We start from the raw sequence: 19294 nt of genomic DNA on the forward strand, positions 1-19294 counted from the left end.
GATGGCCGGCACCGTCCCGTACCGGCCGAAGGCCGGGGAGATCCCGACCTCGCCGGGGGTGTACCGCTTCCGCGATGCGGAGCGGCGCGTGCTGTACGTCGGCAAGGCGAAGAACCTCCGGGCACGGCTGTCGAACTACTTCGCGCCGCTGCACACTCTGCACGAGCGCACCCGGCGCATGGTGACCACGGCGGCCTCGGTCGAGTGGACCGTCGTTCGCAGCGACGTCGAGGCGCTCCAGCTCGAGATCACCTGGATCAACGAGTGGAAGCCGCCGTTCAACGTGCGTTTCAAGGACGACAAGTCCTACCCCTACCTCGTGGTGACGCTCGGCGACGAGGCGCCGCGGGCGATGGTCTCGCGCAAGCGAGGCATCCCGGGGGCCAGGTACTTCGGCCCGTACCCGAAGGTGTGGGCCGTGAGCGAGACGCTCGAGATCCTGACGAAGCTGTTCCCGATCCGCACGTGCAAGGACAGCGACTATCGGCGGGCGATGGCGAGCGGCAAGCCGTGCTTCGCCGGGCAGATCGGCCGCTGCTTCGGACCGTGCTCGGGCAAGGTGACGATCGAGGAGCACCGGCAGAACGTCGACCGCTTCGTCGCGTTCATGCAGAACCAGGACACGGCGATCCTCGGCGACCTCGAACGGGAGATGCGCGAGGCCGCTGCGGCGCAGGACTACGAGACGGCCGCGCGCCGCCGCGACCAGCTCCAGGCCGCGCGCGAGTTCTTCGAGAAGAGCGCGATGGTGCTCGGCGAGAAGGTCGACCTCGACGTCTTCGGCATCGACCACGACGAGCTGCAGGCGGCCGTGCAGATGTTCGCGGTGCGCGGCGGCCGCGTGCGCGGCGTCCGCTCGTGGACCGTCGACAAGGAGCTCGACGTGCCGCTCGGCGAACTCGTCGACGTCGTCCTGCAGAACGCGTACGCCGACGAGCTCCGCCCGCCGGGCGAGGTGATCGTGCCGGTGCTGCCCGACGACGCTGAGGCGGTCGAGGCGTGGCTCGGCGATCACGCCGGCCGCAAGGTGCGCCTGCGCGCCGCCCAGCGCGGCGACAAGGCGGCGCTGCTGGCGACCGCCGAGCAGAACGCCAAGCAGAACCTCATGCTCTACAAGACGCGGCGCAGCGCCGACTTCACGACGCGCTCGCGGGCGCTCGAGGACATCCAGGAGGCGCTGGGCATGGCGGATGCCCCGCTCCGCATCGAGTGCTACGACGTCTCGCACCTGAGCGGCACGAACATCGTCGCCTCGATGGTCGTCTTCGAAGACGGTCTGCCCCGCAAGGACCAGTACCGGCGGTTCACGATCCCGAGCTCGACCGACGACACCGATTCGATCCACCAGGTGCTCACGCGGCGGCTCGCCTACCTGCGCGACACGGGGGAGCCGGCGACGGATGCCGCGGACGATTCGTCCGTGGCTGCCGGCACCGTCGGCGAGCTCGGTGCCGATCCGAGCGACGCCGACGCCGTGGTCGAGCCCGCGCGGCGCAAGAAGTTCGCCTACCCGCCCAACCTGCTCGTCGTCGACGGCGGGCAGCCGCAGGTGGCCGCCGCCGAGCGGGCGCTGCGCGAGTCGGGCGTGCAGGGCATCTACCTCTGCGGCATCGCGAAGCGCCTGGAGGAGATCTGGACCCCCGAGTCCGACTTCCCGGTGATCCTGCCCCGCAACAGCGATGCGCTCTTCCTGTTCCAGCGCATCCGCGACGAGGCGCACCGCTTCGCGATCACGCATCAGCGCCAGCGCCGCAAGCGCGACATCGGCACGGTCCTCGCCGAGATCCCGGGCCTCGGGCCCGCCCGCGTGAAAGAGCTGCTCCGCCACTTCGGCTCGGTGGCGCGCCTGAAGGGGGCGACGCCGAGCGAGATCGCCGAGGTGAAGGGCATCGGGCCGGTCCTCGCGGAGACGGTGCACGGGCATCTGCAGACCGTGCGCGCCCCCGCGCCCCGGTAGGCTGGAGCTTCAGAAACGAAGGGGGCGGCCGGCTGATGGCAGACGAGACGGAGCACCAGGAGATGCTCATCGTCACCGGGATGAGCGGAGCGGGTCGATCCACCGCCGCGAACGCTCTCGAAGACCTCGGCTGGTACGTCGTCGACAACCTCCCGCCGCAGATGCTCCGGCCCCTCGTCGAGCTCGTCGAGCGGGCCGGCAACTCGCTTCCCCGCATCGCCGCGGTCGTGGACATCCGCGGCCGCGACTTCTTCTGGGAGCTGCAGGAGATCATCCAGGCGCTCCGAACGGGCGTGAACGTGCGGGTGATGTTCCTCGACGCCACCGACGCCGCGCTCGTCCGGCGCTTCGAATCGGTCCGTCGTCCGCACCCGCTGCAGGGCGACGGCACGCTGCTCGACGGGATCGGCGCGGAGCGGGCCAGAGTGGCGGCGATCCGGGAGTCGAGCGACTTCGTCGTCGACACCTCCGACCTGAACATCCACCAGCTCGCGACGCTCGTCACCGACACCTTCGCCGAGGCCGATCGGGCGGGGCTCCGAGTGACGGTGCTGAGCTTCGGCTTCAAGTACGGCATCCCGACCGATGCCGACCACGTGGCGGACGCGCGCTTCCTTCCGAACCCGTTCTGGGAGCCCGAGCTGCGGGCGCTGACGGGGGAGGACGAACGGGTCGCCGGCTACGTGCTGGGGCAGCCGGGGGCGATGGAGTTCATCGACGCCTACGCGGCGGCGCTCGCGCCCGTCCTGGCGGGGTATCAGCGCGAGAACAAGCGACACGCGACGGTCGCGATCGGCTGCACCGGCGGCAAGCACCGCTCGGTCGCGATCGTGCGGGAGATCGCCGGGCGACTCGGGCAACTGCCAGGGGTCGCCGTCAGTATCAAAGACCGCGACCTCGGACGAGAATGATCCTCGGGGGAGCGGCGGCAACAACGGAAGATTGGGAACCACGTGGCATTGACGGCTGATGTGAAGGAAGAGCTGGCTCGCGTCGAAGTCGCGAAGACGAGCGTCAGGGCCGCTGAGCTCGCCACGATCCTGCGTTTCGCGGGCGGGCTGCACATCATCTCGGGTCGCATCGCGATCGAGGCCGAGCTCGACTCGCCGACCCTCGTGCGCCGGGTCACCCGCGACCTCGCCGAGCTCTACGGGGTGCGTCCCGACGTCTCGGTCTCGGCGGCCGGCGGCGTGCGCCGCGGCAACCAGTACCTCGTCCGCGTGCTCGAGGGCGGCGAGACGCTCGCCAGGCAGACCGGCTTGCTCGATGCCCGGCGCCGGCCGGTGCGCGGCCTGCCGAACCGCCTCACCACGGGCTCGCGCGACGAGGTCGCGGCGGTCTGGCGCGGGGCGTTCCTCGCGAGCGGCAGCCTCACCGATCCCGGCCGCTCGGCGGCCCTCGAGATCACCTGCCCGGGCAATGAGACCGCGATGGCGCTCGTGGGCGCTGCCGGACGGCTCGGCATCGCGGCGAAGGCCCGCGAGGTGCGCGGCGTGCACCGGGTCGTGGTCCGCGACGGCGAGGCGATCAGCGCCATGCTCCAGGTGATGGGCGCGAGCGGCACCGTCCGCAACTGGGAGGAGCTCCGCCAGCGGCGCGAGGTGCGCGCCACCGCGAACCGCCTCGTGAACTTCGACGACGCCAACCTCCGGCGCTCGGCGCAGGCCGCGGTCGCCGCGTGCGCGCGCGTCGAGCGCGCGATGGAACTGCTCGGCGACGACATCCCCGACCATCTGAAGTACGCGGGCGAGCTGCGCCTCGCGCACCGCGACGCCAGCCTCGACGAGCTCGGCCACCACGCCGATCCGCCGATGACGAAGGACGCGGTCGCGGGGCGCATCCGCCGTCTCCTGGCGATGGCCGACAAGCGGGCGGCCGACCTCGGGGTGCCAGGCACAGAGGCGAGCCTGCCCGCCGACCTCGACGAGGTGTGACGTCAAGGCCCGGCCCCGGTCGGGCCTTCGGGCATAGACTCGGAGAGGCCGAGGTTGGACCAGGCAGAGGCCCGGACGACCCCGGCATCTGACAAGGAGAAGCAATGGCTGACTACACCCTCCCGGATCTTCCGTACGACTACGCGGCGCTCGAGCCGGCGATCAGCGGTCGCATCATGGAGCTGCACCACTCGAAGCACCACCAGGCCTACGTGACCGGCGCGAACACCGCGCTCGCGCAGCTCGCCGAGGCGCGCGAGACGGACAACCTCGCCAACGTGAACAAGCTCGAGAAGGACCTCGCGTTCAACCTCGGCGGACACGTCAACCACTCGATCTTCTGGACCAACCTCTCGCCCGAGGGCGGCGACAAGCCGAGCGGCGAGCTCGCCGCAGCGATCGACGACCACTTCGGCTCCTTCGACGGGTTCCAGAAGCACTTCACCGCCACGGCGCTCGGCGTGCAGGGCTCCGGCTGGGCCGTGCTCGCGTGGGACTCGATCGGGCAGCGCCTGATCATCGTGCAGTTCTTCGACCAGCAGGCGAACTTCCCGGCCGGCATCGTGCCGCTGCTGATGCTCGACGTGTGGGAGCACGCGTACTACCTCGACTACCAGAACGTGCGCGCCGACTACGTCAAGGCGTTCTGGACCATCGTGGACTGGGCGAACGTGCAGAAGCGCTGGCAGGCGGCCACCGAGAAGACCGCGGGCCTGCTGCTACTGTCGTAGCGGATGGGTGTCCCCGGACCCGGTCCGGGGACACCGCCGTCCGTGCCTCATCCTTCCCAAACGGCGCGTTCGCGCCCAGTCCAATCAGGAGACCTTCCCGTGTCCGTCAAGATCGGCATCAATGGATTCGGCCGCATCGGCCGAAACTTCTTCCGCGCAGCGCTCGCCCAGGGCGCCGACCTCGAGATCGTCGCGGTCAACGACCTCACCGACAACAAGACCCTCGCCCACCTGCTGAAGTACGACTCGATCACGGGTCGCCTCGACGCCAGCGTCGAGTACGACGACGAGCACCTCATCGTCAACGGCACCAAGCTCAAGGCCTTCGCGGAGCGCGACCCCGCGAACCTGCCCTGGGGCGAACTCGGCGTCGACATCGTCATCGAGTCCACCGGCTTCTTCACCAAGGCCGCCGACGCGCGCAAGCACCTCGAGGCCGGTGCCAAGAAGGTGCTGATCTCGGCGCCCGCGACCGACGAGGACGCGACCTTCGTGATCGGCGTCAACGAGCAGGACTACGACCCCGAGACGCAGCACATCATCTCGAACGCCTCGTGCACCACCAACTGCCTCGCCCCGCTCGCCAAGGTCTTCAACGACGCCTTCGGCATCGAGCGCGGCCTGATGACCACGGTCCACGCGTACACCGCAGACCAGAACCTGCAGGACGGCCCGCACAAGGACCTGCGCCGCGCCCGCGCCGCGGCAATCAACATCGTGCCGACCTCGACCGGCGCCGCGAAGGCCATCGGCCTCGTGCTGCCCGAGCTCGTCGGCAAGCTCGACGGCTTCGCGCTCCGCGTCCCGGTGCCCACCGGCTCGATCACCGATCTCACGGTCACCGCCTCGCGCCCGGTCACGGTCGACGAGGTGAAGGCCGCGTACAAGGCTGCCGCCGAGGGGCCGATGAAGGGCATCCTGAAGTACACCGAGGACGAGATCGTCTCGAGCGACATCGTCTCCGACCCGCACTCGTCGATCTTCGACGCCGGCCTCGTGCGCGTCATCGGCGACCAGGTCAAGCTCTCGAGCTGGTACGACAACGAGTGGGGCTACTCCAACCGCCTCGTCGACCTCGCCGAGTACGTCGGCGAGCGTCTCTGATCCGGCCACGCGCCGGCGACCGAAACGGAGCACAGTGACTCTGCGAACCATCGATTCCCTCGGTGAGCTCGCCGGCAAGCGCGTCGTCGTCCGATGCGACCTCAACGTCCCCCTGGACGGCGAGACCATCACGGACGACGGCCGCGTGCGGGCCTCGCTGCCGACGCTGAACGCCCTGCTCGCGCAGGGCGCCCGCGTCGTCGTCATCTCCCACTTGGGCCGGCCGAAGGGCGAGCCGGAGGCGAAGTACAGCCTCCGGCCCGTCGCGGCCCGCCTCGGCGAGCTCCTCGACGCGCCCGTCGACTTCGCCGCCGACACGGTGGGCGAGGACGCCCAGGCGAAGGTCGCGGCCCTCGGCGACGGCGAGGTGCTCGTGCTCGAGAACCTCCGCTTCAACCCGGGGGAGACCGCGAAGGACGACGCCGAGCGGCGCGCCTTCGCCGAGCAGCTTGCGGCGTTCGCCGACGTCGTCGTCTCCGATGGCTTCGGCGTCGTGCACCGCAAGCAGGCGAGCGTCTACGAGCTCGAGCAGCTGCGGCCGAGCGCCGCCGGTCTTCTGATCGCGGCCGAGCTCGAGGTGCTCGACCGGCTCACCGAGACGCCCGAGCGGCCGTACACGGTGGTGCTCGGCGGCTCGAAGGTCTCCGACAAGCTCGGCGTCATCGCCCACTTGCTCCCGCGCGTCGACACCCTGCTCGTCGGCGGCGGCATGCTGTTCACGTTCCTCGCCGCCCAGGGGCACAAGGTCGCCTCGAGCCTGCTCGAGGCGGACCAGCTCGACACGGTCCGCGGCTACCTCGCCGAGGCCGCCGAGCGCGGCGTCGAGCTTGTGCTGCCCAGCGATGTCGTCGTGGCGGCCTCGTTCTCGGCGGACGCCGAGCACGTGGTGACCGCCGCCGACGCCATCGAGGAGACGCCGTTCGGCGCCGCCGGGCTCGGTCTCGACATCGGCCCCGAGACGGCGGCCGACTTCGCGGCCCGCATCCGCGGCTCGAAGACGGTGTTCTGGAACGGGCCGATGGGCGTGTTCGAACTGGCGCCCTTCGCCGCCGGCACCCGTGCCGTGGCCGAGGCGCTCACCGAGGTCGACGGCCTGAGCGTCGTCGGCGGCGGCGACTCCGCCGCCGCGGTCAGGCAGCTGGGCTTCGACGACGCCCAGTTCGGTCACATCTCCACGGGCGGGGGCGCGAGCCTCGAGTTCCTGGAAGGCAAGCAACTCCCCGGACTGGAGGTCCTCGGATGGCAGTGAAGCGCACCCCGTTCATCGCGGGCAACTGGAAGATGAACCTCGATCACCTGCAGGCGATCGCGTTCGTCCAGAAGCTCGCCTGGAGCCTCGCCGACGCGAAGCACGACTACGCGGACGCCGAGGTGGCGGTGTTCCCGCCGTTCACCGACCTCCGCTCGGTGCAGACCCTCGTCACGGCCGACTCCCTGCCCATCGGCTATGGCGCGCAGGACCTGTCGAAGCACGACTCCGGCGCGTACACGGGCGAGATCTCGGGCGCGTTCCTCAAGCAGCTCGACTGCGGCTACGTCATCATCGGCCACTCGGAGCGGCGCACGCTGCACGCCGAGAGCGACGAGGACGTGAACGCCAAGGTGATCGCCGCGCACCGCCACGGCCTCGTGCCGGTGCTCTGCGTCGGTGAGACGGCGGAGGATCTGGAGGCCCACGGTGCGAGCGCCGTTCCGGTCGCGCAGCTCCGTCGCGCGCTCGAGGGCGTGGATGCCTCGAAGGGGCTCGTCGTCGCGTACGAACCGGTCTGGGCGATCGGTTCCGGTCAGGCCGCGACGCCGGCGCAGGCCGAGCAGGTCGCCGCCGCGCTCCGCACGGTCCTGGCGGAGCTCGCCGGCGACGAGGTCGCGCAGGCCACGCGAATCCTCTACGGCGGCTCCGTGAAGGCCGCGAACATCGCGGCGTTCCTGCGCGAGCCGAACGTCGACGGCGCCCTCGTCGGCGGTGCGAGCCTCGACATCGACGAGTTCTCGGCGATCGTCCGCTTCAAGAAGCACGTCGGCGCCTGATCGGGCGCGGCCCGGGGCGCCGACGCGCTCCCGGGCCGCCGCCCGGCTATACTCGATTGTCGGCACCGACCAGTCCGTCGTGCCCGGAAAGGTTTCACCGTGGAGATTCTCCAGGTCGTCCTGCAGGTCCTGCTCGGCCTCACGAGCCTGCTGCTGACCCTGCTCATCCTGCTGCACAAGGGTCGCGGTGGCGGCCTCTCCGACATGTTCGGCGGCGGCGTGACCTCCAACCTCGGCGCCTCCGGTGTTGCGGAGCGCAACCTCAACCGGATCACGATCATCCTCGGCCTCGTCTGGGTGACCTGCATCGTGGTGCTCGGCCTCATCACCAAGTTCGAAGCGGGCATCTGATGGTCTCGGGAAACAGCGCGATCCGCGGCTCGCGCGTCGGCGCCGGGCCCATGGGCGAGCAGGACCGCGGCTTCCACGCCGACCGCGTCGCCGTCAGCTACTGGGACGCCCAGGGCAACGAGACGGTCCGCTACTTCGCGGCGAACCTCCCCGACGAGGAGATCCCCGAGGTCATCGACAGCCCCTCGACCGGCCTCCCCGCCGGCCGCGACAAGGCGAACCCGCCGTCGTTGTCCAAGGCTGAGCCGTACAAGACGCACCTCGCCTACGTGAAGGAGCGCCGCACCGAGGAGGAGGCGGCCGCCCTGCTCGAGGAGGCCCTCCAGCAGCTCCGCGCGCGCCGCGGCACGAGCGCGCCCGAGTAACCCCGGCACCTCCCGCAGACACGAAACGGCGGGCGGATCCATTCGGATCCGCCCGCCGTTCTGCGCCGCCGTGGCTCGGTTCAGTACTCGGGTGCGATGAGCTGCTCCGGCACCTCGGCGGCCGCGTCGCGGTCGACGAAGAACACGGTGCGGCGGCGGCCCTTGATGCCCGCGACGGGCACCTCGTCGCGGCTCGCGCCAGCGAGCGCGAGGCCGAGCGCCGAGGCCTTGTCGGCGCCCGCGAGCACGAACCAGACGCGCTGCGAGGAATTCAGCACCGGGCGGGTGAGGCTCAGGCGCTCCGGCGGGGGCTTCGGCGAGTTCCGCACGGCGATGACGGTGCGGTCCGTGACCTGGATGCCCGAGCGGTGCGGGAACAGCGAGGCGATGTGCCCGTCGGGTCCGACGCCGAGGAAGGTGATGTCGAAGATCGGGTAGGGCTGCCCGTCGACGCCGTGGGCGGCGAGTTCGGCCGCGTAGACCTCGGCCGCGACGTCGAGCTCCAGCCCGGAGTCGGAGGCGGGGAACGGGTGCGCGTTGCCCTCGGGGAGTTCGAGCGCATCGAGGAGAGCCTCGAACGACTGCGCGTCGTTGCGCTCCGCGTCTCCCGCGGGCACCCAGCGTTCGTCGCCCCACCAGAAGTGCACGCGCGTCCAGTCGATGCTCGTACGGGCTGGCGAGGAGGCGACCGCCTCGAGCACCGCGCCGCCCATGGAGCCGCCCGTGAGGACGATGTGGGCGACCGCCTGCTCGTCGAGGATGTCGAGGAGCTTCGTCATGAACCGCGCGGCCACGGCGGCCGCGAGCGCGGGCTTGTCCGGGTGCACGAGCACCCGTCGGTCGTTGGTCATCCTCGTCCACCTTCCGTTCCGTCGGCGAGCAGCGGCAGGCCGACGGTGATCACTTCGCCGTAGAGTTCGTCCGGGTCGAGCCGGCGCAGCTCGTCGGCGAGGCAGTCGCGCAGGCTCCGTCGGGGGAGCGCGAGATCGTGCACGGGCTGTCCTGGCTGGCGCAGTGTCGCGACACCTGGGACGTCGCGGATCAGCTCGATGCCGCCGCTGGCTCGCTCGAGCTCGACTCCGTGGATGCCGTGCAGCCCGCTCTCGGCACCGGCGAGGCTGCAGCTCGTCTCGGCCTGCAGCTGGAGCTTCAGCCACGCGGCGAGCAGCGTCGTCGAGGGGGAGTCGACCGCGCCGGAGACGTGCACGCGCGTCACGGACTCGTAGGGCGGCTGATCGAGCACCGCGGCGAGCTGGGCGCGCCACAGGGTGAGCCGCGTCCACGCGAAGTCCGCGTCGCCCGGGCGGTAGCTGCGCTCCAGTGCCGCGAGGGCGGCCTGCGGGTCGGGCTGGGCCGAGGCATCCGTGATCCGTCGATGCGCGATGCGCCCGAGCGGGGCGAGCGCCGGGATCTCCGGCGCCTTGCCCGGCCACCAGGTGACGACGGGCGCGTCGGGAAGGAGCAGCGCCATCACGAGGCTCTCCTCGTCGCTCGCGACCTCGCCGAATGCGCGCAGCACGATGACCTCGCTCGCGCCGGCGTCGCCGCCGACGCGGATCTCGGCATCCAGCCGCGGGGCGACGCCCGCCCCGTCGGCGCCCGGCTCCGAGGCGACGACGATGACGCGCATCGGGTGCTCGCGGGAGGCGTCGTTCGCCGCCTCGATCGCCTCCTCCTCGCGCCCGGCCTGGGTCGCGATGATGAGGGTCAGCACCCGGCCGAGGGCGACGACGCCGCCCTCCTCGCGGATCTTCACGAGCGCCTTCGAGACCTGGCTGGTCGTGGTGTCTGGCAGGTCGACGATCATGGGCGCCTCCAGCTGCGTCCGTCGCGGGCGAGGAGGTCGTCGGCCGAACTGGGACCCCAGGAGCCGGGGCGGTACTGCTCGGGACGGCCCTGCGTGGCCCAGAAGTGCTCGATCGGGTCGAGGATCTTCCAGGAGAGCTCGACCTCCTCCTGGCGGGGGAAGAGCGGCGGGTCGCCGAGCAGCACGTCGAGGATGAGCCGCTCGTACGCCTCCGGGCTGGCCTCGGTGAAGGCGTGCCCGTAGCCGAAGTCCATCGTCACGTCGCGCACCTGCATGCCCGCGCCCGGCACCTTCGAACCGAAGCGGATCGTGACGCCCTCGTCGGGCTGCACCCGGATCACCAGTGCGTTCTGGCCGAGCTCCGAGGTCTGGCTGTCGGCGAACACCTGCTGCGGCGCGCGCTTGAAGACCACCGCGATCTCGGTGACGCGGCGACCGAGCCGCTTGCCGGCGCGCAGGTAGAACGGCACCCCGGCCCAGCGGCGGGTGCCGATCGTGAGCTTCATCGCCGCATACGTCTCGGTCGTCGAGTCGGGGTTCATGCCGTCCTCGTCGAGGAAGCCGACGACCTGCTCGCCGCCCTGCCAGCCGCCCGCGTACTGGCCCCGGGCGGTGCCCGTCGCGAGATCCTCGGGCAGGCGCACGGCGGCGAGGATCTTCTCCTTCTCGGCGCGGAGGTCGGCCGCCTCGAAGGAGATCGGCTCCTCCATCGCCGTGAGCGCCAGCAGCTGCAGCAGGTGGTTCTGGATCACGTCGCGCGCCGCGCCGATGCCGTCGTAGTACCCGGCCCGGCCGCCGACGCCGATGTCCTCGGCCATCGTGATCTGCACGTGGTCGACGTAGTTCGCGTTCCAGATCGGCTCGTAGAGCTGGTTCGCGAAGCGCAGCGCCAGGATGTTCTGCACCGTCTCCTTGCCCAGGTAGTGGTCGATGCGGAACACCGAGTCGGGCGGGAAGACGGAGGCGACGACGTCGTTCAGCTCGCGCGCGGTCTGCAGGTCGCTGCCGAAGGGCTTCTCGATGACGACGCGGCGCCACTGGCCCTCGCGCTGCTCGGTGAGCCCGGAGCGCTTCAGCTGCTCGGTGACGAGCGGGAAGGACTTCGGCGGGATCGACAGGTAGAACGCGTGGTTGCCCATCGTGCCGCGCTCCCGGTCGAGGGACTCGACCGTCTCGCGCAGCCGGTCGAAGGCGTCGTCGTCGTCGAAGGTGCCGGTGACGAAGCGGATGCCTCGGGCCAGCTGCTGCCAGACGTCCTCGCGGAACTCCGTGCGCGCGTACTGCTTCACCGAGTCGTGCACGACCTGGGCGAAGTCCTCGTTCTCCCAGTCGCGACGGGCGAAGCCGACCAGCGCGAAGCCGGGGGGCAGGAGCCCCCGGTTCGCGAGGTCGTACACCGCGGGCATCAGCTTCTTGCGGGAGAGGTCGCCCGTCACGCCGAAGATGATGAGGCTCGAGGGGCCGGCGATGCGATTTAGCCGGTAGTCCTTCGGAGAACGCAGCGGGTTGTGGCCCGCCTCGATGAGTGCCGGTTGCACTGCGGTGGCTCCTGCCGTCAGTCGATCGCGGCGACGAGGGACGCGAGGTTCGCCGCGGGGTCGGTGAGCGTGAGCGTCAGCACCGGCCGGCCGTGCTCGGCGAGCACGCTCGCGTCGCCGGAGGCCTGGGCCGCGATCAGCTCGCCGAAGGTGAACGGGCGCTCGGGGATCGTGAGATCCTCGGCGGGTCGCTGCGTGAGCTGCAGGAACACGCCCACCGCGGGGCCGCCCTTGTGGAACTGCCCGGTCGAGTGCAGGAACCGCGGACCCCAGCCGAAGGTGACCGGTCGGCCGGCCCGCGCCGCGAGCAGCTCGCGCAGCTGCGCGAGCTCGGGGTGCGCGACCCGGTCGACGTAGGCCTGCACCGAGAGGTAGCCGTCGGCCGGCAGCTCCTCGAGCAGCACCTCGATCGCGGAGGCGAGGTCGCTCGCCGCGCCGATCACCTCGGGCGTGCCGCGCACCTCGATGCCCTCGGCGACGAACGCCGCCGGGGCGGGCTCGGGCCGGGCGTCGAGGAGGCCGCGCGCCGCGATCTTCGCCGATTCGACGTCGGGCTGGTCGAAGGGGTTGATGCCGAGCAGGCGCCCCGCGACGGCCGTCGCGTACTCCCAGACGAGCAGCTGCGCGCCGAGGGTGCCGCTGACGCGGATCTCGTCGTTCTCGTCGTCGCGGAAGACGTGGGTGCCCGCGTCGTCGACGAGGCGCACGAGCTGGAGGTCGGAGAGGCCCCCCGAGAGCTCCGGCGCGCCGGGCTCGAGCACGACGGGAAGCAGGCCCGTGCCCTCCTTGCCGGTGGACTCGGCGATCAGCTGCTCGGCCCAGTCGGCGAAGCCGACGATGTGGGTGCCGTCGGCGACGATCGCGAGCTTGTCGCGGAGCGGCTGCGTCGCGGCGATCGCGGCGCCGAGCACGAGACCGGGGTTCTCCTCGGTGTCGACCGCGAGGGGCAGCTCCATGGCCTCGGCCTCGTCGAGGATCTCGGCGATGTCCACGCCGGCGAGGCCGGAAGGGACGAGCCCGAACGCGGTGAGGGCGGAATAGCGGCCGCCGACGTTGGGGTCGGCGTTGAAGACGCGGTAGCCGACGGCGCGCGCCGACTCGTCGAGGGGCGAGCCCGGGTCGGTGACGATCACGATGCGGCCGACGGGGTCGATGCCCTCATCGCGGAACGCCTGCTCGTAGACGCGTCGCTGGCTGTCGGTCTCGACCGTCGAGCCGGACTTCGACGAGACGACGAGCGCGCTCGAGGCGAGTCGGTCGGCGAGCGCCGCACGGACCTGCCCGGGCTCGGTCGAGTCGAGCACGGTCAGCTGCACGCCGGCGGTGCGGGTGATGACCTCCGGGGCGAGCGAGGAGCCGCCCATGCCCGCGAGGACGATGTGGTCGACCCCGGCGGCGTGGAGTTCGTCGCGGAGCTCGAGGATCTCGGGGACGAGCGGGCGCGAGATCGCGACGGCCTCGGTCCAGCCGAGCCGCTTCGCGGACTCCTCCTCGGCCGCCGGGCCCCAGAGCTCGGGGTCCTGCGCCGTGATGCCGCTCGCGACGCGGTCGGCGACGAGCTGGGGGACGACGCGGCGGACGGCCTCAGCCGCCGCACCGCCGACCGAGATGCGGAAGCTCATCGTGCCGCCCCCAGCGCCTGGCCCACGGACTCGAGCAGCTCGGACCACGAGACGACGAACTTCTCGACGCCCTCGCGTTCGAGCAGCGCGGTGACGTCGTCGTAGTCGACGCCGACCTTCGCGAGCGCGTCGAGCACGGCACCGGCCTCGGCGTAGGCACCGGTGACGGTGTCGCCGGTCACGACGCCGTGGTCGAAGGTGGCCTCGAGGGTCTTCTCGGGCATCGTGTTCACGACGCCCGGGGCGACGAGCTCGGTCACGTACAGGGTGTCGGGCAGGGCCGGGTCCTTGACGCCGGTGGAGGCCCACAGCGGACGCTGGCGGTTCGCGCCGGCGTCGAGCAGGGCCGCGGCGCGCTCGCTCGCGAAGGTCTCCTCGTAGAGCTCGTACGCGAGCCGCGCGTTGGCCACACCCGCCTTGCTCTTGAGAGCGAGCGCCTCATCGGTGCCGATGGCGACGAGCCGCTGGTCGATCTCGGTGTCGACGCGCGACACGAAGAAGGAGGCCACCGAGTGGATGGTGGACAGCTCGTGGCCGGCGGCCTTCGCCTGCTCGAGGCCGGCGAGGTAGGCCTCCATCACGGCGCGGTAGCGGTCGAGGCTGAAGATCAGGGTCACGTTGACGCTGATGCCGGCGCCGATGGTCTCGCGGATGGCGTCGAGGCCCTCGACGGTCGCGGGGATCTTGATCATGGCGTTCGGGCGGTCGACGCGCTCCCAGAGGGTCTTCGCCTCGGCGACGGTGCCGGCCGTGTCGTGGGCGAGGCCGGGGGCGACCTCGATCGACACGCGACCGTCGAAGCCGCCGGAGCGGTCGTAGACCTCGCGGAAGACGTCGGCCGCGGTCCGGACGTCGTCGGTCGTGATCTCGAACACGGCGCGGTCGACGTCGGCGCCCGAGGCGGCGAGCGAGGCGACCTGCTCGGCATAGCGCTCGCCCTTCGACAGGGCCCCGGCGAAGATCGTCGGGTTCGTCGTGACGCCGACGACGTTGCGCTCGGCGATCAGGCGGGCGAGGTCGCCCGTCTCAATGCGCTCGCGCGAGAGGTCGTCGAGCCAGATGCTGACGCCGGCCTCGGAGAGCGCGGCGGTGGGAGTGGTGCTCATGGGTTCGTTGCTCCTTCGTGCCCGCTCAGGCGGCGAGCGATTCCTTGGCGGCGGCGACGACGGCGTCCGTCGTGATGCCGAACTCGCGGAACAGGGTCTTGTAGTCGGCGGAGGCGCCGAAGTGCTCGATCGACACGGCGCGGCCGCGGTCGCCGAGGTAGCGCTGCCAGCTGAGCGCGAGGCCTGCCTCGACCGAGACGCGCGCGGTGACCGCGGCGGGCAGGACCTGCTCGCGGTAGGCGGCGTCCTGCTCCTCGAACCACTCCAGGCTCGGGGCGGACACGACGCGCGCGGCGATGCCCTCGGCGGCGAGCTGCTCGCGGGCCGCGACCGCCAGCTGCACCTCGGAGCCGGTGGCGATGAGGATGACGTCGGGGGTGCCCGACGCCGCCTCGGCCAGCACGTAGGCGCCCTTCGAGACGTTGGCGGCGCTCGCGAACACCTCGCCGGAGGCGTCGCCGTCCCCGCGCTCGAACACCGGGATGTTCTGGCGGGTCAGGGCGATGCCGGCGGGGCCGCCGCGGCGCTTCAGGATCTCGAGCCAGGCGTACGACACCTCGTTGGCGTCGGCGGGGCGCACGACGTCGAGGCCCGGGATGGCCCGGAGGCTCGCGAGCTGCTCGATCGGCTGGTGCGTCGGGCCGTCCTCGCCGAGGGCGACGGAGTCGTGCGTCCAGACGAAGATCGAGGGCACCTGCATGAGGGCCGCGAGACGCACGGCGGGCCGCATGTAGTCGCTGAAGATCAGGAAGGTGCCGCCGAAGGCGCGCGTCGGGCCGTGCAGCACGATGCCGTTCAGGATGGCGCCCATGGCGTGCTCGCGGATGCCGAAGTGCAGCACGCGACCGTAGGGGTTGCCCGCCCACTCGTGGGTGGAGTGCTCGCTCGGCACGAACGATCCGCCCCCGTTGATGGTGGTGAGGTTCGACTCCGCGAGGTCGGCCGAGCCGCCCCAGAGCTCGGGGAGCTCGGCGGCGAGGGCGTTGATGACCTTGCCGGACGCGGCGCGGGTGGACACCTCGGTGCCCGCCTCGAACACCGGCAGGACCTGCTCGAGGCCCTCGGGCAGCTCGCCGGCCTCGAGCCGGTCGAGCAGCGCCTTGCGCTCCGGATTGGCCGCCGCCCACGCGTCGTAGGAGGCCTGCCACTCGCGGTGCAGGGCCGCGCCGCGCTCGCGGGCGCCGCGGGTGCGCTCGATGACGTCCTCGGCGACGACGAAGCTCTGCTCCGGGTCGAAGCCGAGCACCTCCTTGGTGGCGGCGAGCTCGGCGGCGCCGAGCGCCGAGCCGTGGATCTTCCCGGAGTTCTGCTTGCCGGGGGAGGGCCAGCCGATGATCGTCTTCAGGATGATGAGCGAGGGCTTCGCCTGCTCGCCCTTCGCCGCCTCGATGGCTGCGTGCAGCTCGGCGACGTCCTCGACGTACTCGCCCGTCTTCTTCCAGTCGACGGTCTGCACGTGCCAGCCGTAGGACTCGTAGCGCTTCGCGACGTCCTCGGTGAAGGCGATGTTCGTGTCGTCCTCGATCGAGATCTGGTTCGAGTCGTAGATCACGACGAGGTTGCCGAGCTGCTGGTGGCCGGCGAGCGAGGAGGCCTCGCTCGTCACGCCCTCCTGCAGGTCGCCGTCGCCCGCGACGACGTAGACGAAGTGGTCGAACGGGCTCTCGCCCGCCGGCGCCTCGGGGTCGAAGAGCCCGCGCTCGTAGCGGGCCGCGTAGGCGAAGCCCACGGCGGACGCGAGGCCCTGGCCGAGGGGACCGGTCGTGATCTCGACGCCGGCGGTGTGACCGTACTCCGGGTGGCCCGGGGTCTTCGAGCCCCAGGTGCGGAGCGCCTTCAGGTCGTCGAGCTCGAGGCCGGAGCCCTCGAGGTAGAGCTGCACGTACTGCGTGAGCGAGGAGTGGCCCGCGGAGAGGATGAAGCGGTCGCGTCCGAGCCAGTCGAGGTCGGAGGGGTCGCGGCGCATCACCTTCTGGAAGAGGAGGTAGGCCGCCGGGGCGAGGCTCATCGCCGTGCCCGGGTGTCCGTTGCCGACCTTCTCCACGGCGTCGGCCGCGAGCACGCGAGCCGTGTCGACCGCGCGATCGTCGAGGGAGTCCCATTGCAGAGTTGCCACGAGGTTGCTGTTCCTTCCGGTCGTGGCGGGGTCGCGGGGAGCCGACCGGCCCCCGGGCCCGCCAGGGAATCGCTGCGGCGCGGTGGAGCCCAGACCGTCGGCCCCGACCGTCGACGACTCGTCGGCAGCTCGGCACCGCGCCATCGGGCGCGCTCTCCCCCAGTATATGGAGTGGGGGACTCGGCCGTGGCCGTTCGTGACGTCGCGGGCCCCGGCGACGCGGTGGGCCCCGCGGTGGCGCGGGGATGGCCTAGAATCGGAGGCGGCGTGCCCGCGCGCGATCACCAGCGCGGCGTCACCGGAAGAGGAGCGATGCAGGCAACAGGCGAGACCACCGAGACCCGGGCCCCGTCGACCTTCCGCCGCAAGCTCGGCGCCTACGTGGCCCTCACGAAGCCGCGCGTGATCGAGCTCCTGCTCGTCGTCACCGCGCCGACCATGATCCTCGCCCAGCAGGGCCTGCCCGATCTCTGGCTGCTCATCGCGACGCTCATCGGCGGAGCCATGAGCGCCGGCAGCGCCGGGGCCTTCAACTGCTATATCGATCGCGACATCGACCGGGTGATGAAGCGCACGCAGGGCCGCCCGCTCGTCACGGGCGAGCTGAGCGACCGCGAGGCCCTCGTCTTCGCCTACGGGCTCGGCGCGGCATCCATCGTCTGGCTCTGGGTGTTCACCAACTGGCTCGCCGCGCTGCTCTCGCTCGCCGCCATCCTGCTGTACGTCGTCTTCTACAGCCTCATCCTGAAGCGCCGCACCGCGCAGAACATCGTCTGGGGCGGCATCGCGGGCTGCATGCCCGTGCTCATCGGCTGGGCCGCGGTCACCGAGGACCTCAGCTGGCCGCCGGTCATCCTCTTCCTCATCATCTTCCTGTGGACGCCGCCGCACTACTGGCCGCTGTCCATGAAGTACAAGGCGGACTACGCCGCCGCGGGCGTGCCGATGCTCGCGGTCGTGCGCGGTCGCGCGCAGGTCGGGCTCCAGGTCATCCTCTATGCGTGGGCGACCGTCGCGTGCTCGCTGCTGCTCATCCCGATCGCTGGCATGGGGCTGGTGTACTCGACCGTCGCGGTCGTCACCGGTGCCTGGTTCATCTACGAGACGCACCGCCTCTACAACCTCGCCATCCGGCACGAGCAGGTCTCGCCGATGCGCGTGTTCCACGGCTCGATCGTCTACCTGTCGCTCGTCTTCCTCGCCGTCGGCATCGACCCGCTGCTGCCCTTCTAGTACCCGTCTCGCCCGCGGCGCGGGCTCGGCCGCTCCCGAAGGGGCCCGGCGTCGCCGAGCGCCCGCCTGCGGCGCCCCGCCTTCTCGTCGATCCCTCGCAGCTTCACGGCGGGAGGAGATCCCCGGCAGGGGAGGTGCCCGTGGCGAACTCGATCCTCCGGTGGCGCCGCACTCCTCCGGAACCGCCGGGCTCGGGGCGGCGCAGCCGGGTTCCGGACGGGGCGACGCCCGTCCCTCAGACCGCGGCGGCGCTGCCGCTACCGCGGTCGCTGATCAGGCGGCGCTGACCGCCTCGGCGCGCTCCGACTCCGCGGCGCCCTGGGCGACGGGGCGCTTCAGGTGCAGCACGACCAGGGTGAGCGCCGCCGCGGTGAGCGCCGCGAGCACCATGTGGATGCCGACAGCGAGCACCGGGAGGCCGTTGCGCGCCTGGTAGAGGCCGACGCCGACCTGCACGAGCTCGGCGGCGAGCAGCACCAGGGTCCACTTGAGCGTCGGCAGCTTGCGGATGCCGGCGACGACGGCGAGCACGACCGTCAGGGCGAGCAGCAGGTAGCCGGGCCAGGCGTGGATGTGCTCGAGGATCTCGGCCTCGAAGCCGTTGCGGCCGGCCTCCGAGTCGCCCGAGTGCGGCCCCGCCCCCGTCGTGAGGACGCCGAAGGCGATCGAGACGGCCATGACCAGGGTCGTCACGTGGGTGAGGATCGCGTACCAGCGGGGGACGGCGAGCTCGCGCGGCCCCGGCGCCGCGTCGAGACGGGCGAGGAACGCCGCGGTGATGCAGACGAGCACGAGCGAGGAGACGTAGTGGAAGCCGACGATGAACGGGTTGAGCCCGGTCCAGACGGTGATGCCGCCGACGATCGCCTGCGCGACGATGCCGCCGATGACGACGAGGGAGAGCACCCAGAGGTCGCGGCGCTCGCGGCGGAGACGCCAGACGAGCAGTACGACCACGAGTGCGATGATGCCGACGACGCCCGTCATCAGGCGGTTCCCGAACTCGATGAGGCTGTGGTAGCTGAGCTCCTCGGTCGGCACGAGCGAGCCGGGCGTGCACGTCGGCCACGTCGGGCAGCCGAGGCCCGAGCCGGTGAGTCGGACGGCGCCGCCCGTGGCGATGATGGTCGTCTCCGCGATGAACGACAACCAGGCGAAGATCCGCAGGCTCGTCGGGATGTGCAGGCCGGTGCTCGGGCGGTTCACGCGGAGTTCCTCATCCGGGTCGCGTGGAACGGAGCCAGTGTCGGGGCGACCCTATAGACTTGATCAGATGGCGGGCCCCGCGCGGAGAATCGCGCGCTCGGCCACTCTGCCATCTTAGGTTCGCAATGGAGCCGCCCGCACATCACCAGTCGTCGCGAACACCTCGATTCACGGCGCACGGTGAGCCGGTCTGATA

General features: G+C 71.3%; 17 protein-coding genes. 10 read left to right on the plus strand and 7 right to left on the minus strand.

Annotation, left to right across the window (positions count from 1 at the left end; all coding sequences use genetic code 11):
- The first annotated feature begins 1 nt into the window (after position 1).
- The 9 genes from uvrC (at position 2) to QSJ60_RS11075 (ending at position 8470) form a co-directional block, all read left to right on the plus strand.
- Positions 2-1957: an excinuclease ABC subunit UvrC gene (uvrC, locus tag QSJ60_RS11035; RefSeq protein WP_285463631.1), complete on the plus strand. Its 1956-nt coding sequence runs from the start codon at positions 2-4 to the stop codon at positions 1955-1957.
- Positions 1958-1992: 35 nt separating this feature from the next.
- The gene (gene rapZ, locus QSJ60_RS11040; RefSeq protein ID WP_285463632.1) at positions 1993-2868 is read left to right on the plus strand and encodes an RNase adapter RapZ; all 876 of its coding nucleotides are present in this window, start codon (positions 1993-1995) and stop codon (positions 2866-2868) included.
- A gap of 42 nt (positions 2869-2910) precedes the next feature.
- Positions 2911-3891 (plus strand): DNA-binding protein WhiA, encoded by a 981-nt coding sequence (gene whiA, locus QSJ60_RS11045; RefSeq protein WP_189084942.1) that lies wholly within the window; start codon positions 2911-2913, stop codon positions 3889-3891.
- A 104-nt stretch (positions 3892-3995) separates the two neighbouring features.
- A complete protein-coding gene (locus QSJ60_RS11050) occupies positions 3996-4622 on the plus strand; it encodes a superoxide dismutase (RefSeq protein WP_189084943.1) in 627 nt (208 codons plus the stop codon).
- A gap of 99 nt (positions 4623-4721) precedes the next feature.
- Positions 4722-5726, plus strand: a complete 1005-nt coding sequence (gap, locus tag QSJ60_RS11055) for a type I glyceraldehyde-3-phosphate dehydrogenase (RefSeq protein ID WP_285463633.1) — start codon at positions 4722-4724, stop codon at positions 5724-5726.
- Positions 5727-5760: 34 nt separating this feature from the next.
- Entirely contained in the window at positions 5761-6975 is a 1215-nt protein-coding gene (locus QSJ60_RS11060) for a phosphoglycerate kinase (RefSeq protein WP_285463634.1), read from the plus strand.
- Positions 6966-7754, plus strand: coding sequence for a triose-phosphate isomerase (gene tpiA / locus QSJ60_RS11065; protein ID WP_230763441.1), 789 nt, complete (start codon positions 6966-6968; stop codon positions 7752-7754). Before QSJ60_RS11060 ends, tpiA begins: the two co-directional genes overlap by 10 nt.
- A 99-nt stretch (positions 7755-7853) precedes the next feature.
- Entirely contained in the window at positions 7854-8105 is a 252-nt protein-coding gene (gene secG, locus QSJ60_RS11070; protein WP_189084947.1) for a preprotein translocase subunit SecG, read from the plus strand.
- Positions 8105-8470, plus strand: a complete 366-nt coding sequence (locus tag QSJ60_RS11075) for an RNA polymerase-binding protein RbpA (protein ID WP_189084948.1) — start codon at positions 8105-8107, stop codon at positions 8468-8470. The genes secG and QSJ60_RS11075 overlap by 1 nt, the downstream gene beginning before the upstream one ends.
- Before the next feature lie 80 nt (positions 8471-8550).
- Here the strand turns inward: QSJ60_RS11075 and pgl are convergent, their stop codons facing one another.
- The 6 genes from pgl to tkt are packed head-to-tail and all read right to left on the minus strand — an operon-like array spanning position 8551 to position 16659.
- Complete coding sequence (pgl, locus tag QSJ60_RS11080) at positions 8551-9321, minus strand: 6-phosphogluconolactonase (protein WP_189084949.1); 771 nt, start codon at positions 9319-9321, stop codon at positions 8551-8553.
- Positions 9318-10277, minus strand: coding sequence for a glucose-6-phosphate dehydrogenase assembly protein OpcA (locus QSJ60_RS11085; protein ID WP_189084950.1), 960 nt, complete (start codon positions 10275-10277; stop codon positions 9318-9320). The genes pgl and QSJ60_RS11085 overlap by 4 nt, the downstream gene beginning before the upstream one ends.
- A complete protein-coding gene (gene zwf / locus QSJ60_RS11090) occupies positions 10274-11815 on the minus strand; it encodes a glucose-6-phosphate dehydrogenase (RefSeq protein WP_229781610.1) in 1542 nt (513 codons plus the stop codon). Before zwf ends, QSJ60_RS11085 begins: the two co-directional genes overlap by 4 nt.
- A gap of 17 nt (positions 11816-11832) precedes the next feature.
- Positions 11833-13437: a glucose-6-phosphate isomerase gene (locus QSJ60_RS11095; RefSeq protein WP_285463635.1), complete on the minus strand. Its 1605-nt coding sequence runs from the start codon at positions 13435-13437 to the stop codon at positions 11833-11835.
- Entirely contained in the window at positions 13434-14543 is a 1110-nt protein-coding gene (gene tal / locus QSJ60_RS11100; RefSeq protein WP_285463636.1) for a transaldolase, read from the minus strand. The genes QSJ60_RS11095 and tal overlap by 4 nt, the downstream gene beginning before the upstream one ends.
- Before the next feature lie 25 nt (positions 14544-14568).
- The gene (tkt, locus tag QSJ60_RS11105) at positions 14569-16659 is read right to left on the minus strand and encodes a transketolase (RefSeq protein ID WP_230763454.1); all 2091 of its coding nucleotides are present in this window, start codon (positions 16657-16659) and stop codon (positions 14569-14571) included.
- Between the two features lie 312 nt (positions 16660-16971).
- Between tkt and QSJ60_RS11110 the strand changes: the two genes are divergently transcribed.
- Complete coding sequence (locus QSJ60_RS11110; protein ID WP_230763456.1) at positions 16972-17892, plus strand: heme o synthase; 921 nt, start codon at positions 16972-16974, stop codon at positions 17890-17892.
- A gap of 273 nt (positions 17893-18165) precedes the next feature.
- Here QSJ60_RS11110 and QSJ60_RS11115 read toward each other — a convergent pair whose 3' ends face one another.
- Positions 18166-19098 carry a COX15/CtaA family protein gene (locus tag QSJ60_RS11115; RefSeq protein WP_230763458.1) on the minus strand — a complete coding sequence of 311 codons (933 nt, stop codon included), beginning with the start codon at positions 19096-19098 and terminating at the stop codon, positions 18166-18168.
- Positions 19099-19294 lie beyond the last annotated feature (196 nt).

This window comes from Agromyces sp. NBRC 114283 (genome assembly GCF_030268405.1).
GTDB lineage: Bacteria > Actinomycetota > Actinomycetes > Actinomycetales > Microbacteriaceae > Agromyces > Agromyces mediolanus.

What these genes read in the sequence shown, in the direction of transcription:
- tal (WP_285463636.1), bottom strand. Translation starts at nt 14,543, where the DNA reads ATGAGCACCACTCCCACCGCCGCGCTCTCCGAGGCCGGCGTCAGCATC.
- rapZ (WP_285463632.1), top strand. Translation starts at nt 1,993, where the DNA reads ATGGCAGACGAGACGGAGCACCAGGAGATGCTCATCGTCACCGGGATG.
- tpiA (WP_230763441.1), top strand. Translation starts at nt 6,966, where the DNA reads ATGGCAGTGAAGCGCACCCCGTTCATCGCGGGCAACTGGAAGATGAAC.
- QSJ60_RS11050 (WP_189084943.1), top strand. Translation starts at nt 3,996, where the DNA reads ATGGCTGACTACACCCTCCCGGATCTTCCGTACGACTACGCGGCGCTC.
- pgl (WP_189084949.1), bottom strand. Translation starts at nt 9,321, where the DNA reads ATGACCAACGACCGACGGGTGCTCGTGCACCCGGACAAGCCCGCGCTC.
- QSJ60_RS11085 (WP_189084950.1), bottom strand. Translation starts at nt 10,277, where the DNA reads ATGATCGTCGACCTGCCAGACACCACGACCAGCCAGGTCTCGAAGGCG.
- QSJ60_RS11110 (WP_230763456.1), top strand. Translation starts at nt 16,972, where the DNA reads ATGCAGGCAACAGGCGAGACCACCGAGACCCGGGCCCCGTCGACCTTC.
- uvrC (WP_285463631.1), top strand. Translation starts at nt 2, where the DNA reads ATGGCCGGCACCGTCCCGTACCGGCCGAAGGCCGGGGAGATCCCGACC.
- QSJ60_RS11075 (WP_189084948.1), top strand. Translation starts at nt 8,105, where the DNA reads ATGGTCTCGGGAAACAGCGCGATCCGCGGCTCGCGCGTCGGCGCCGGG.
- QSJ60_RS11095 (WP_285463635.1), bottom strand. Translation starts at nt 13,437, where the DNA reads ATGAGCTTCCGCATCTCGGTCGGCGGTGCGGCGGCTGAGGCCGTCCGC.